This window comes from Paenibacillus vortex V453 (assembly GCF_000193415.1).
In the GTDB taxonomy this organism is placed as follows: Bacteria; Bacillota; Bacilli; order Paenibacillales; family Paenibacillaceae; genus Paenibacillus_AQ; species Paenibacillus_AQ glucanolyticus.
In genome coordinates this window covers 26,495-39,825 of record NZ_ADHJ01000007.1, presented here as the reverse complement: position 1 = coordinate 39,825, position 13,331 = coordinate 26,495, and the positions used below count along the sequence as shown (strand labels likewise).

The 13,331-nt window shown below is 52.6% G+C and carries 11 protein-coding genes and 1 pseudogene; 4 read left to right on the top strand and 8 right to left on the bottom strand.

Annotation, left to right across the window (positions count from 1 at the left end):
* Positions 1 to 46: 46 nt before the first annotated feature.
* The 3 genes from PVOR_RS03640 to PVOR_RS03630 form a co-directional block, all read right to left on the bottom strand.
* A complete protein-coding gene (locus PVOR_RS03640) occupies positions 47 to 1,735 on the bottom strand; it encodes a vWA domain-containing protein (RefSeq protein ID WP_006207725.1) in 1,689 nt (562 codons plus the stop codon).
* Positions 1,736 to 1,750: 15 nt separating this feature from the next.
* The gene (locus PVOR_RS03635; protein WP_006207724.1) at positions 1,751 to 2,494 is read right to left on the bottom strand and encodes a hypothetical protein; all 744 of its coding nucleotides are present in this window, start codon (positions 2,492 to 2,494) and stop codon (positions 1,751 to 1,753) included.
* A gap of 454 nt (positions 2,495 to 2,948) precedes the next feature.
* The gene (locus PVOR_RS03630; RefSeq protein ID WP_006207723.1) at positions 2,949 to 3,791 is read right to left on the bottom strand and encodes a MurR/RpiR family transcriptional regulator; all 843 of its coding nucleotides are present in this window, start codon (positions 3,789 to 3,791) and stop codon (positions 2,949 to 2,951) included.
* A gap of 199 nt (positions 3,792 to 3,990) precedes the next feature.
* On the opposite strand from PVOR_RS03630, the gene PVOR_RS03625 reads away from it, so the two are divergent.
* From PVOR_RS03625 to PVOR_RS03610, 4 genes are read left to right on the top strand one after another with little or no spacing between them, the layout of a single operon-like run.
* A complete protein-coding gene (locus tag PVOR_RS03625; RefSeq protein ID WP_006207722.1) occupies positions 3,991 to 4,881 on the top strand; it encodes a hypothetical protein in 891 nt (296 codons plus the stop codon).
* Positions 4,874 to 7,018: an ABC transporter ATP-binding protein gene (locus tag PVOR_RS31305; RefSeq protein ID WP_006207721.1), complete on the top strand. Its 2,145-nt coding sequence runs from the start codon at positions 4,874 to 4,876 to the stop codon at positions 7,016 to 7,018. Before PVOR_RS03625 ends, PVOR_RS31305 begins: the two co-directional genes overlap by 8 nt.
* On the top strand, positions 6,993 to 7,802 hold the full coding sequence (locus PVOR_RS03615) for an energy-coupling factor transporter transmembrane component T family protein (RefSeq protein WP_006207720.1): 810 nt from the start codon (positions 6,993 to 6,995) through the stop codon (positions 7,800 to 7,802). Before PVOR_RS31305 ends, PVOR_RS03615 begins: the two co-directional genes overlap by 26 nt.
* Before the next feature lie 33 nt (positions 7,803 to 7,835).
* Positions 7,836 to 8,612 carry a PHP domain-containing protein gene (locus tag PVOR_RS03610; protein ID WP_006207719.1) on the top strand — a complete coding sequence of 259 codons (777 nt, stop codon included), beginning with the start codon at positions 7,836 to 7,838 and terminating at the stop codon, positions 8,610 to 8,612.
* Between the two features lie 639 nt (positions 8,613 to 9,251).
* Here the strand turns inward: PVOR_RS03610 and PVOR_RS30515 are convergent.
* The 5 genes and pseudogenes from PVOR_RS30515 to PVOR_RS03590 all read right to left on the bottom strand — a co-directional run bounded on the left by PVOR_RS30515 (position 9,252) and on the right by PVOR_RS03590 (position 13,326).
* Positions 9,252 to 9,512 carry a hypothetical protein gene (locus PVOR_RS30515; RefSeq protein WP_160163973.1) on the bottom strand — a complete coding sequence of 87 codons (261 nt, stop codon included), beginning with the start codon at positions 9,510 to 9,512 and terminating at the stop codon, positions 9,252 to 9,254.
* Positions 9,513 to 9,686: 174 nt separating this feature from the next.
* Positions 9,687 to 10,443: pseudogene (pstB, locus tag PVOR_RS03605) on the bottom strand (phosphate ABC transporter ATP-binding protein PstB).
* 54 nt (positions 10,444 to 10,497) lie between these two features.
* Positions 10,498 to 11,406 (bottom strand): phosphate ABC transporter permease PstA, encoded by a 909-nt coding sequence (gene pstA / locus PVOR_RS03600; protein ID WP_006207718.1) that lies wholly within the window; start codon positions 11,404 to 11,406, stop codon positions 10,498 to 10,500.
* Positions 11,403 to 12,365, bottom strand: coding sequence for a phosphate ABC transporter permease subunit PstC (pstC, locus tag PVOR_RS03595; protein WP_006207717.1), 963 nt, complete (start codon positions 12,363 to 12,365; stop codon positions 11,403 to 11,405). Before pstC ends, pstA begins: the two co-directional genes overlap by 4 nt.
* Positions 12,366 to 12,471: 106 nt before the next feature.
* Positions 12,472 to 13,326: a phosphate ABC transporter substrate-binding protein gene (locus tag PVOR_RS03590; RefSeq protein ID WP_006207716.1), complete on the bottom strand. Its 855-nt coding sequence runs from the start codon at positions 13,324 to 13,326 to the stop codon at positions 12,472 to 12,474.
* Positions 13,327 to 13,331: the final 5 nt, after the last annotated feature.

Sequence of the window (13,331 nt, the reverse complement as noted above, 5' to 3'; positions counted from 1 at the left end):
ATGCTTGCTTATCTCTTAAAATGAGCGAGTATCACTTGGGATGAAACTACATCTGCACGTTCAGCAGCTGACCGATTTTATACACGACATCATCCGTATCGGCATTGATGCTGGCCGCTTCGTTAATGCTGGAGATGCTTTGAAGCGCCTGGATGTTGGCGTTATATCCAATTGTGTATACCGGGATTTTGAAGGCTTTAATCAGCTCCCGGATATCATCAAGGGAATGCCCTACGTTGGTCTCCCCGTCACTCAGCACAAAAATCAAAGGCTTCACGTCCGGATTCACCGCCATCTCGTCATGAAGCATCTTCATCGCCACCACAATGCCGTCAAATGTTGCGGTATTCCCGCTGGCCTCAAGGCTGTTAATCGCTCCGACAAACATCGACTGCTGGTTCAGGTCGTATTTGCCGATCGGAAGATTGATCGCGACATCCGTGGAATACGATACGAAGCCGATGCTGTTATCTCTGCCCAAATATTTCTGCCCCGTCAGCAAGGATTCCTTAAGACGGTGCAGAGGCTCGCCGTCCATGCTGCCTGATACGTCCGCTACAAATACGGCCGCAACTGGCTTGTTGCCATCCTTCTTCTCCTTCCACAGCTTCTGTGCGGACGGCAGCAGACTGCTGTCCACGACATCCAGCTCGGATTGGTAATCATTAAGGCCATTGAACCCTTTTTTATCGGCTAACTGTTGATATGGATCCTGTTCAACAAACGCTGCAAATTTCTTAATGATTTCTAACTTCTCCTTCGGCAAGTTCCCCAGTGCATACAAGGGACTGTCGTGCCTTACGCCAAACGGAGTAAACACGTAACCGCTCTTCATATCCGCCGCATTGACATAAGTCTGGTACTCCAGAACAAAAGCGTCCAGCATGCCCGACTTCGCCGCATCACGCATCTGGATCGTGGTTGAGGCCGTGAAAGGGACGTTCGCCTGGAATTTCTCGAAGCCCTGCACTGCTTTTTCGCTGAGCAGGTCTGAACTGTCAAACGTTTCAAGTGCCGTAATCAGGAAGTTGAGACCCGTGGAGCTGGCAAAAGGATCCGTGTAACCCATCGCTAGCTCATTATTGGATATCGCATCCGTCAGCGTCTTGACGTTCAGAGAGCCGTACTTCTCCACCAGCTCATCGTATTTGGCCTTTCTGGTCACAACACCGGTCACATTTCCGGTCAGACGCTTGGATACAATCTCCGCCTTGACGCCATATTCCTTAACCATTGCCCCCCACAGCTCATTCGAGGGCGTAAACGCATCCGGTACGTACTTGCCTGATGTTATGTAATCGGTTGCGGTTCCTGAAGCGATGTTGCGGATCTTCACAGATACCGGCTTTCCATTCACCACCGGCTTCGACAGGTTGAACTCCGTTGCTACTTCATTCAACCATCCGTCAATGCCCGGTCCTGCCTTCTCCGGAGATGAGAAGATTTCGACGAAGAGCTCCGTTGTATTCTCAACCGAGATCGGGAATTTGGATATGTCGGGCAAAGAATCCGCTACGGCGACCGGATCCAGGTCAACCTGACCTTTGATCGGGTCCGCCGCCGTGACCACAATGTCCTTGTAGATTTTGTTTATTTTCTTAGCTGCATCTTCCGAGTTAACCTCGGCTTGGCTTTTTCCCAGATTGGAGGTTAACGTAATCCCCGCATACACCAGAACAAACACAACGACCGCAATGGCCACTAGGACAACAAAGGCACTCCCTTTGCTTCGCATACTCATCTCCCTCTCTTATTGCTTGTATAATTTGGTTTGCTTGATCAACGCATCGATTTCCTTCATGCACGGCATATCTTCAACATCCCGGTAATCGGAACTGCCCAGTAATGAGATTTCCAGCAGCAGCTTATCCAGCTTCAGCATAATTTCCTCGTTGGCATCCAGATAACCGGCAACGTATGCCAGATACTCCTGGTACAGTTCCGTTTTCTTCTGTGCGACCTTGCTGGATAGCCGGGCTGATTTCTGCGGATTGGACATATTCGTGAAATCGGAAGCGGTGAAGGCACCAAGCTTGTTAAGGATCCCTCTGATATTGAGATAGAAGAGTTTCTCCACCTCGTCAATGACCGCCATGAATTTCTTGTAGCTGAGCTCCGTCGGTTCAAAGCGTTCACCCAGAACGCTTAGCAGCGCGCTTCTCTTTTTCTCGATTCGTTCCAATTGGTCCAGGGCAAGGTCAATGTCGTTCTTCAGCACTTTCACATGGCGGTAATGGTGAAGGGAGTTTATGTAATCCTCGCGGGTTTGAATCGTTTTGATCGGCTTCACAGCCGGAGACTTGAATAACAAGGCATAACTGCCATAGAACAATAGAAGAGCGCTGACAACCCATACCGTAACAACCGATGCCGTCTCGAAGGCGCTGTCGCCGCCGATGTGGAATCCCAGCAAGCCGGGCGAAACAAGCACAACATTCACCATGGCGATAACCGCCATAAGCAGGAGCAGCTTCACAGATTTCGAGCCATTCAAGAAATTAACACCTCCCCTACTCCTAAAGAGCGATAACTGGTTCTTCCCTATAACAGCCTCTCAAATATCCATAAATCCATAGACAACTGAAGGATATAACACATACTACGTCTTCATTCGAAGTTAGATGCATTTTCCTCACGGGATGGGCCTGGCGATTTACAATTCATGATTCATGGCATACTTATCGGATTTGCGCCTGACCCTGATAATACCCATATTATCGTCCTTGCCTGGAAATTCGTGAGTGATCCTAAAAGAAACTGCCGTACTAACAGGGGATTCAAAGATGAGGTAAGTCAGATCATAGAGGTAGCGTAACTATATCAAAATTACATAAATAATCCAATGGTTCTGCGTCAAAAGACACAAAAAAAGTCTTCCAGGCCATCCCATCCCTGAAAGACTTTTGTTTCTTATAAATAGCTTAAGCTCCGATCAGCGGGCAGCAGCCTTACGCCTTCCCACGCGGGAGTTTATCCGCATACCTTGTCCGCAGTTTCCCCAAATCATCCAGCTTCTTGAGCACCTGCTCCTTGTTCAGCATGCCAATGCTCAAGATCAGCTGCTCCACGAGCAGCAGCGGCGTCACCATGGAATGAAATTCTCCCATATCCCCCCGACTGACAAAAAACGAGAGCTGAGCCGGTGTTCCATACCGGAAATCCTCCCGGTCGGTGATCATGATGGCTGCATTTCGAACACGACTCACACAGTCCAGGATGACCTCCGTTTCCGGCAGCATTCGGGTGAAGCTGAAGATGAGCACGACATCGTCCTGTTCCAAATGCGCGAGCGATTCCAGCAGCTCATGGCCGCTTCCGGCCATAAGCCGAATGGACATGCCGAACCGGGACAGGCGATACGATAACAGCTCCCCGAGCGATAAGGACGGTCCCGGCGCATACACATACACACGTCTGGCCGAAGCCATCAGCCTGGCCGCCTGCTCCAGATCATCCGGATCCGTCTTCTTCGATGTCTCTTGAAGATGGTGCACGGCCTGCTCCAGCATCTTTACCGGCAAGCTGGATGCATCCATCTCGGATATCGTTTTTTCCAGCTTCACAGCCGGTGTCTTGTCCGAGGTCTCCCGAAGCTTCAGCTTAAACGCCTTGGCATTCTCGTACCCGACAGCACGCCAGAACCGGGATACGGTTGCAATGCTGGTACCCAGCCGGTCCGCGATTTCCTGCTCCGTCATGAACAGCATCTCCTCGGGATAGCGTTCGATGAAATCGGCGATTTTGAGCTGACTCGGCGAGAATCCGGATTTATCGGAAAATAGGTTCTTCAATTGCGCTGCACTCCTTCTACAGTGGGAATCTTGGGCGTCTTCTTACCAGTCCATCATACGCCGTGATTGTTATGTAAGTTTTATTTCATGATTATATTTATGTAAAAAATATTACACTGCGTTGACATACTACTCCGTTCATTTTAATAATCGCCTCCTATACTAATAGCAAATCCCATTTCCAAGGAGGCTTTTCTTAATGGCAAGCAATTCACGGGTGTACACCCTCACATCTTCCCAGAAAATGATGATCTTTGTTCTGTCCATGTCCCTGTACGGACTATCCAACATGTTCACGGAGCTCATCCCGTCATTCCGATTAGGTCCTGTCGAGCTTTCCGTTGAGTATTTCGCTTTTATCCCCCTCACCCTTTGCATGCTGTTTCATCCTTTTTATGCAGCTGTAGGAGCGGCGCTTGGCGAGGTCATCTTCGGTGAACTGATGCTGGGTCAATTCGGTGGATTGGGCGAGCTGGAGAAATTCCTTACCTTCTCCTTCGCCATGTACGTTGCCGGACGCATGGTGAAGGATCCTCTTAACCGGACGCAAGTAGGCGTTGCAGCCATGACCGGCGTTATCATCCATCAGTTGTGCAGCTCATTGGTGGATATCGGCAAGGTATGGATCGGCGTCGAAGAATTTGAAGCCGTTCCCGGGCTTGCGCAGAGCGTGGTTCTGGTTGAAGGCGTCGGCTTCCTGAATGATGTGCTGTTCTCCGGCATTCTGTTTGCCCTGCTGCCTACATTATATCTGGTTCCCCGATTGTATGGAAAAATCGAGCCGCTGCTTGGCATCAAGCCCCGGCAGAAGCTGACCCAGTATGAAGCGGCCGGCATCATCTCGCCGAAACTGGTTATCCTCGGGATCGTGCTTGCGCTCGTTGCCTTCGGAGCCGAATCCCTCTCCGAGACGGACTGGAACTTCGGGGAATGGGACAGCGGCTTTGCAGATCGGTTCGGTGTCGGCGCCATCTGGATCAGTATCGCAGCAGCTGCGATTATCGCCCTGGCCGTGCTGGTGTTCATGCGGGTCCGCAGAAACCGCAGTATGAAAGAAGAACATGCAGCGGAGAAACTGCCTTATGCCTAAACAAGTCACCAATCCTAATGTCAGCCCGGCTGTAAACATAACCGATGTAACGTTTGTCTATCCCGGCTCCGAGCAGCCGGTGCTGAATGGAGCTTCCCTTACGATTGGCCGGGGCAGCTTCACGGCGATCATCGGGGGGAATGGCTGCGGCAAATCAACGCTATGCAAGCTGTTCAACGGCCTGATCCCCCATTATTATTCAGGGGATTTCACGGGAACCGTTGAAATATGCGGGCTATCCGCCGAGAAGCATACCGTCTCGGAGCTGTCCCGTATGGTGGGTTATGTATATCAGGATTTTGATAACCAGCTGGTCCGACCGACCGTGCTGGATGAAGCGGTATTCGCTCCGCTGAATTATGGTCTGGCCGAATATCAGGAGATGGGTTCCCGCGCCCTTGAGCTGTGCGGACTGACACATCTGAAAGACCGCTACATATGGGAGCTGAGCGGCGGTCAGAAGCATCTGCTCGCCTTGGCGGGAGCGCTCTCGCTGGAGCCGGATATTCTTGTCGTTGATGAGCCGGTATCCCAGCTCGACCCCCAGCATGCCAGGCAAGTATATGATGTGCTGCGCCAGCTGAACCGCGTACACGGGAAGACCATCATTGTAATTGAACATCATACAGAGTTTATTGCCGACTACTGCGAGGAAGTCTGCCTGATGGAGCAGGGAACCGTAAGATGGCAGCGGCCCGTAGCAGAGGCGCTGAACAGCCTTGAGGACCTGGAGCGGCTGGGTATCCAGCCCCCAGAGGTTACCAAGGCGGCCGTCCAGCTGGCGGTCATGCTGAATCGTAGCGACATGGCTGCAGACCGTCCGCTTGGAGCACAGCCGATGCCGACCGGCTCCGAATCCGGCTCCCGCGCTGCCGGACTCGCTGAATCTCCGATCAAGCAGCCTTATCCGATTACCGCGGAAGCCGCCGAGATCTACTTCCAGGATCTTCTAACTCGGCAGGATGATCATTCACAGATGAATCGCAAACCACCCGCTCCGGGAGCGAATGATGATGCCCTCTTTACCGGCTTACACACGAAGCGAGGAATTCCTGAACCGCTGATGCAGGAAGAGGAGTTAGAGAGGCATCGGAGGCCAAGCACGGCTGTGCAGGAAGAGGTGGCAGGGCCGCTCTGGAAGCACAGCACGGTTGTGCGAGAAGACGTGGCAGAGCCGTTCCGGAAGCACAGCACGGTTGTGCGGGAAGACGTGGCAGAGCCGTTCCGGAAGCACAGCACGGCTGGGCGGGAAGACGTGGCAGGGCCGTTCCGGAAGCACAGCACGGTTGTGCAGTTGAATCAGGCCGCACTAAGGTACCGCACGATCCGCAAAGCAGATCATGAAGTGCTGCGAGGCATCGATTTGAGCTTGCACGAAGGCGAACGGATCGCTCTTGTAGGCAACAATGGTGCAGGCAAATCGTCCCTTCTGAAGCTGATCGCCGGAATCGCCAAGCCTTCAAGCGGCTCTGTGGAAATTATGGGACAAAGCACAGCGTTATCGTCGATGGATCAGATCTCCTCAAAGGTGGCTTATGTCTTTCAGAATCCGGAGGATATGTTCATTGAGGATAGCGTGTATAAGGAAGTTGCCTACGGCTTGACGAGCCGCCACTACCCGGAAGCGGAAGACAGGGCCAATCGAATGCTGGCCCACTTCCGCCTCGAGCCCTTCAGGGAACGAGATGCCCGGCTTCTCAGTGGAGGGCAGCAGCGGCGTGTATCGCTGGCGATAGGCTCGGCGATGATGCCTCATCTTATTCTGCTGGATGAGCCTACCGCCAATCTGGATTTAGCCACCCGTGAAGAGCTGCTGGGCACGCTGAAGGAGCTGGAGCAGCAGGTCCGTACGGTCATCATCGCCACGCATGACATGCAGTTGGTCCACCAATGGGCAACCCGAGTGATCGTGCTGCATCATGGCATGGTCGCTGGGGATGGCTCGGCTGCCGACATTTTTGCTGATCCTGCCTTAATCCATCGAGCCGGGCTAGCGCCTACCCAGATGATGGATTTATCCGCAAGGCTCGGCATCAACCCGCCGTACAGCTCTCCCACTGGGTTGGCACAGCATGTATACGCGATGATGACAGAACAGGAGGGAAGACACGATGCAGCTCGTCCGCAGCTGGTTTAACAAAATTACCATCGAACGCATTCAGCTTGAGCTGATGAATACCGCCTATGGGAGCGGTCATGCCACGCTATCTCGGCTCGATCCGCGCGGGATGCTGATCTGGTATCTGTTTTTTGCCATCGCGCCATGGTTTATCTCCAGTATGACCGTGCTGGCCGGATTGTTTCTCATGATGGTGGTCACCACGATCCTGTCGCGGGTAACGCCGTTTATTATTTTAGTCCTCTGTCTGGGCTTGATCGGGCAAGTCGGCTGGCTGTTTATCCTGTCTCTCTTTTTTGGCGGGGACATCAGCTCGGCCTTGCCGCTGCTGAAGCTGACGCTCAAGCTATCGGTCGTGTCGCTGGCCAGCATCACGGTTTTCTCCGGAATGGATCCTGAAAAAATCAGCGACGGTCTGTTGGCGCTCGGCATGCCGGCCGCTTTCTCGTTCAGTCTGTCTTACGGCTACCGGATTCTGCCGGTACTGTTCGAGGAGTTCCGCCATGTGCTGCTCTCCTACCGACTGCGGGGTAAAGCGCCGGATCAACCCGGCTTTCTCTACTGGCGGCTCGGCGTCTATTATTTGAAGCTGCTGGTGCTGTCCTTCTTCCCATTAATGCTGGCCACGGCCAAGCGTTCCCGCACGACGGTGGAAGCGCTGGAAACCCGCGGTTTTTCTTATGGCATGAAGAATCCGGCAGCGAAGAAGCTGAAGCTGTCCCATCTGAAACTAACGTCGCGGGATATGCTCTTCCTATCCGGTACCGCCGGATATACGGCTCTGCTGTTCTGGGTCGGCTAACTCTAATACAGATTTTATAAGGAGTGTTTGAATATGAAGATTGATCTGCACACCCATGCCAAATTGTCCAAGGCATCAGACTTCTCACAGACCTACTATGAAGAGATGGTCCGCGAAGCCATGGATAACGGGCTGCATGCACTCGCGCTCACCGAGCATTTTAACACACGCAACTTCGACGAGGTGTACCAGCAGCTGGACCGGATGTTTCCTTACAATGGCGAGTATTATGATGCAGGCGGTTTAAAAATATTCCCCGGCATGGAAGTCGACATTCGGGAGACCGGCCACATTCTGCTCATCGGACGGAAGGAGTTCATTCTGGAAACCCGCCGCCAGTTGAACGATTATACGGAGAAGGGTGCTTTTATTCCCTTTGATGATCTGATGGATCTGGCCGAAGCCCTGCCACTGCTCAAAATCGGAGCCCATCCGTTCCGGGAGAGCACGCCACTCCATCATTTGGACCACAGCCAGCTCCAGCGTCTGGATGCCTTTGATCTCAATGCCAAGGACATGTACCAATACGGCTGTGAGGCCAATCAGGATCAGGTCCAGCGTTTTGCCGCCAAACTCGGCAAGCCGGTGACGGCGGGCAGCGATACTCATCAATGCCTGCAGTATGGAAGTGTCTACAACGAGCTGGATATGCCCTGTGAAACTGTTGCCGAGCTGAAGCACGCGATTCTTCAGGGTGCTTACCGGCTTCATGTCTCGGATAGCCTCCCTCTTCAGGTCAAGGCGTCCGTCATGCTAAAAAAGCTGATGAAACAAATCATCCGACTCGAGACAGCTCCAGGCATCGTATAAGGTCACGGAATACGTTGTCAGCCCAGAGGCGGCTGGGTCATAAAAATGACTCGGCCGTCTCTTGGCTGTCTAGTCCCTTAGGTAGAAGGGGAATCTGCGGTGAGGGTGGGGAAAAACCTAAGATAATCCATCGAATCTGTGGCTATTGAGCGCCAATGTGGAGCAAATCTATAGCTATCAACGAATCTGCGACTATTGAAGGCCGAGAATTGAAAGGTAAAATGTTATGACTAACCAAATGAATCTGTAACTAACTATTGAACACCAACGTGGGGCAAATCTATGCGTATTCAACGAGTCTGTGACTATTGAAAGCCGAGAGTGGAAAGCAGGAGTTGCTATGGCGCTTGAACTCTACCAAACATGGTAACTAGAACTTCTCTTGACGGATGCCCGGCTATGCGGCTTACGGACCCTGAGTACGCTATTACCGCAAAAATAGTACTTTTCAAATTATAACGGACCGTAGGGACCTTATTTTGCCTTTAATTGCGGTTACGCACGGTTTTTTTGCTAAATAACGGCTGTGGTGTCCGATAAAACACGAAATCATGCGGATGATTGATAATAGCGTACCCTCGGTCCGTTAGATCCGGCCATTGCCAAGCAAACAGGGCAGATGGTGGGTATGTGTGTGTGTTACTTACCAAGCGAGCTGAGGAAAGGGGAATGCGGTGACATCATCAGGCGAGTCAAGGATGGTGCACGCACGTTGCCATCATCAAGCAAGCCGAGGATCGGTGCACTATCAAAAGAGCTGAGAATAGCTGAACCCGTTGTCATCATGCAAGCGAGCTGAGGATAGGCGAATGTGGCGAAATCATCTAGCGGACCGGGGATTAGTGCGAGCTCGCTGTCATTATCAAGTGAGCAGAGAATTTGCGAGCTTGATGACATCATCAAGCGAGTAGACGATAGGCCCGCGCGTTCCCATCATCAGGCGAGCCGACGATAGCCGCACGCGGTACCAACAACACGCGTGCCGAGGATTCGTGCGCACGCAGTATCCCCTAACAGAAACAAAGGGGTGTTCCGCCAGATCCAAGATCTGCTGGGACACCCCCTTTTGATGCATCAGCCGAACCGACCGCTGATGTAATCCTGTGTACGCGAGTCAACGGGATTGGCGAACAGCTGCCGGGTAGCGTCGTGCTCGATAACCTCGCCGTTCAGGAAGAACACCGTCTGCTGCGATACGCGTGCCGCCTGCTGCATATTGTGCGTAACCATGACGATGGTATAGCGATCCTTCAGCTCATGGGTCAACTCCTCGATCTTGAAGGTCGAGATGGGGTCCAGCGCCGAGGTCGCTTCATCCATCAGCAGAATATCGGGCTCCACCGCGAGCGCCCGGGCAATACAGAGCCGCTGCTGCTGTCCTCCCGACAAACTGAGCGCAGGACGCCTCAAGTCGTCCTTCACCTCATCCCACAGCACGGCAGAACGAAGGCTTTGTTCAACGAGTTCGTCCAGCTTCTTCTTGCCGCGAATTCCGTGCTGCTTGGGTCCAAAAGCGACATTATCGTAGATCGATTTCGGGAACGGGTTCGGCTGCTGGAATACCATTCCGATTTTTTTTGCGGAGGGATTCCACATGCACCTCCCCGGAATAAATATCGATTCCGCCAATGGCTACCCTGCCTTCAACCCGTGCACCCGGAATCCGGTCATTCATCCGATTAAGGGTCCGCAGCAGCGTGGACTTGCCGCACCCGGACGGTCCGATAAAGGCGGTAATCGCACGCTCCGGAATCTGAACCGAAACATCCTTAAGGGCATGGAACTCGCCATAATACAAGTTCAGTTTGTTCATTTCAATGAAAGGCTGCATGACATGTCCTCCCGGTGTTGTTTTTGACGTGTTATCCAGATCGGCTTGACCCCATCAGGCTTTATTTTTACGTTCATTCAGCCACAGCGGCACACGGAATACGATATTAATGAGCAATGCAACAATGATCAGCACCGCCGTGGTCTTCTGGGCAATCTCCTGGGCATCCGGCACAATGGCCTCGGATTGGACATACCACAGATGTACGGCAAGGGTTCCACCCGGCGATAACAGATTGAAATCCCACATTTCCCCGGAGGTGGATACCCCGGCGGTCAAAATAATGACGGCACTCTCGCCGAACGCCCGGCCTGCTGTCAGGCAGATGCCCGTCATGATACCGTTCATAGCCACCGGCAGCAGCACACGGCGGATCGTCTGCAGATGGGTGGAGCCGAGCGCAAAGGACGCATTGCGAAGCTCAACCGGAACCGCCCGGATCGATTCTTCGGTCACTCTTGTAAGTACGGGCAGATTCAGGAAAGCTAAACTAATAGCCGCACCTAGAATCGTAAGACCGATCTCGAAGAATTCCACGAACAGCGCAATGCCAAACAATCCGAAGATGATCGACGGAACGGATGACAGTCCCTCCACGCATATGCGGACCACCTCAATCAGTTTATTGTTCGGGGCAAATTCCGCCAAATAAATACCGGCTGCTATGCCGATCGGGATGGAGACAATGAGGGAGATGATGAGCACATAGAATGAGTTAAACAGTGCCGGTCCGATGCCGCCGCCCTCTTCAATCTCGCTTGGCAGCCCGTACAGGAAGTTCCAGCTCAGCTGTGGCAGCCCTTTTTCAAGCAGCAGAAACAATAACCCGACAATAAATAAAATCACGATGATGCCGGTACCCCATACGAGTCCCGTAAACAGTCGATCCAGAAGGACGGAGGCCCCTCTGCGTTTGCCAAAGGAATAGGCCAGAGTAGGATGAGCCGGCTTCTTCACACTCATGAGTAGCGCCCCCCTTTTTTCTGAAGTATTCTAACCGCTACGATCATCAGCAGCGAGATGGCGAGCAGAATGAAACCCATCATGTACAAGCCATAATTCCAGGTGGAATCGAATTCCACGCTTGAAATCTGCATGACGATGTTACTTGTCAGCACGGCTGTCGGGGTAAACAGACTGTTTGGCAGCTGGGCCGTGTTGCCGATGACCATGACTACGGCCATGGTTTCGCCGATCGCACGGGCCATGCCCAGAATTACGGCATACATGATGCCGCTTCTGGCCGCTGGCAGCACGACCCGGAACACGGTCTGGAACCGGTTCGCACCAAGCGCGTAAGCCGCGTCGCGATATTTATTGGGCACGGCAGAGATGGCGTCGTCACTGATCCGGCTGATCGTTGGAAGTACCATGATCGTCAGAACGATGGAAGCCGCAAGCAGACCGTCAGCCAGATCATGTCCGCTGAGGTTGCGAAGCCAAGGAATGAGCAGGGTTAATCCCAAAAAACCGTACACCACCGAAGGAATTCCTACGAGCAGATCCAGCACGGGGCGCAGCAGATTGCGAAGCCACTTCGGCGTCATTTCGGCCAGGAATACAGCGATGATGACAGAAATCGGAATCGATATCAGCATTGTCAGGCTGGTTAGCGCCAGCGTTCCGAGAATAAAGGTAAGCGCTCCATAGTGCTCATTCTCCGGGTCCCAATTGGTGGAGAAGAAAAATTCCGTCAGCGAGACGTTCGAGAAGGTCAGGACGCCTGTACGGAGCATAAGGACCAATATGCATAACAGGACCAGGCATACAAACAAGGCGCTGCCGATACAGATCATGCGAAAAAGTTGGTTGGACCAGCGAAGACGCGCCTTCCGGTCAAACTTGGAGCCGGAAGTCTTGCCAAAGCTTTGACCCAGCTCGGCCGGGGCCTTGCTGTTCGTGGACGGGTTCATATCGATCATGTGGGGCTCTTCCTTTCACATAGAGAAGCCAGCTTGGCGTCCGTGCGCTGAAGCTGGCTAACCCTTTCCTTATGGAATACGCGTATGAATAACGTTCAAAGCGCGCTTATTTAACGGCGGAAAGCGGAATGAATTTCAGCTTTTTGAGGGAACCGTTCTGGAACTTGCTGCTTTGGATGTATTCGATGAAAGCTTTCGTTGCGCCAGTCGGCTGGCCTTTGGTCATGTAATAGCCGATGCCCCACACTTTGTAGCTTCCGTTAAGCACGTTTTTCTCTGTTGGCGCCACACCGTTGATCGACAATGCCTTCATCTTGCTGGTGACGTAAGGAAGGTCGATATAACCGATGGCATTCGGCGTTGTCTCAATCGTGGTTTTCATATCGCCACTGGAGCCAACCTCTTTGTAGTTATCGCCTTTGTTCATAAACTCTTTGCCATCCAGCGCTTTTTGCTGGAAGTTAACGCGGGTGCCGGAACCGAACTTACGGTTAACCACTACGATTTTGGCATCCGAGCCGCCAACTTCCTTCCAGTTTGTCACTTTGCCGGAGAAGATGTCCTGAAGCTGCTTGGTCGTCAGGCTGTTTACGCCCACATTCGGATTCGCAACGGCTGTGAACACCGTTACCGCAACGGGGTTTGCTACCAAGCCATCGAATTTATTAAATCCAGGGACGTTCTTGGATGCGTCCCAATCCACTGCGCCGATGTCGGCAATGCCTTTACGAACCGATTGAGGACCCGTGATCGAGCCTGCTGCGGAAGCCGAGATTTTCACTTTCGGATTCTCTTTCTTGAATTCACTCGCGGCTTGAAGCGTAAGCGGCAGCAATGCGGAGGAACCGTTGATGACAATATTGCCTTTCAGGTTGCTTTTGGCTTCTACAGCAGACGAAGCGCCGCCGATCAGAGACACGGCCACCATCACCGCTGTCAGGGATTTCATCCATTTTTTCATGTTAT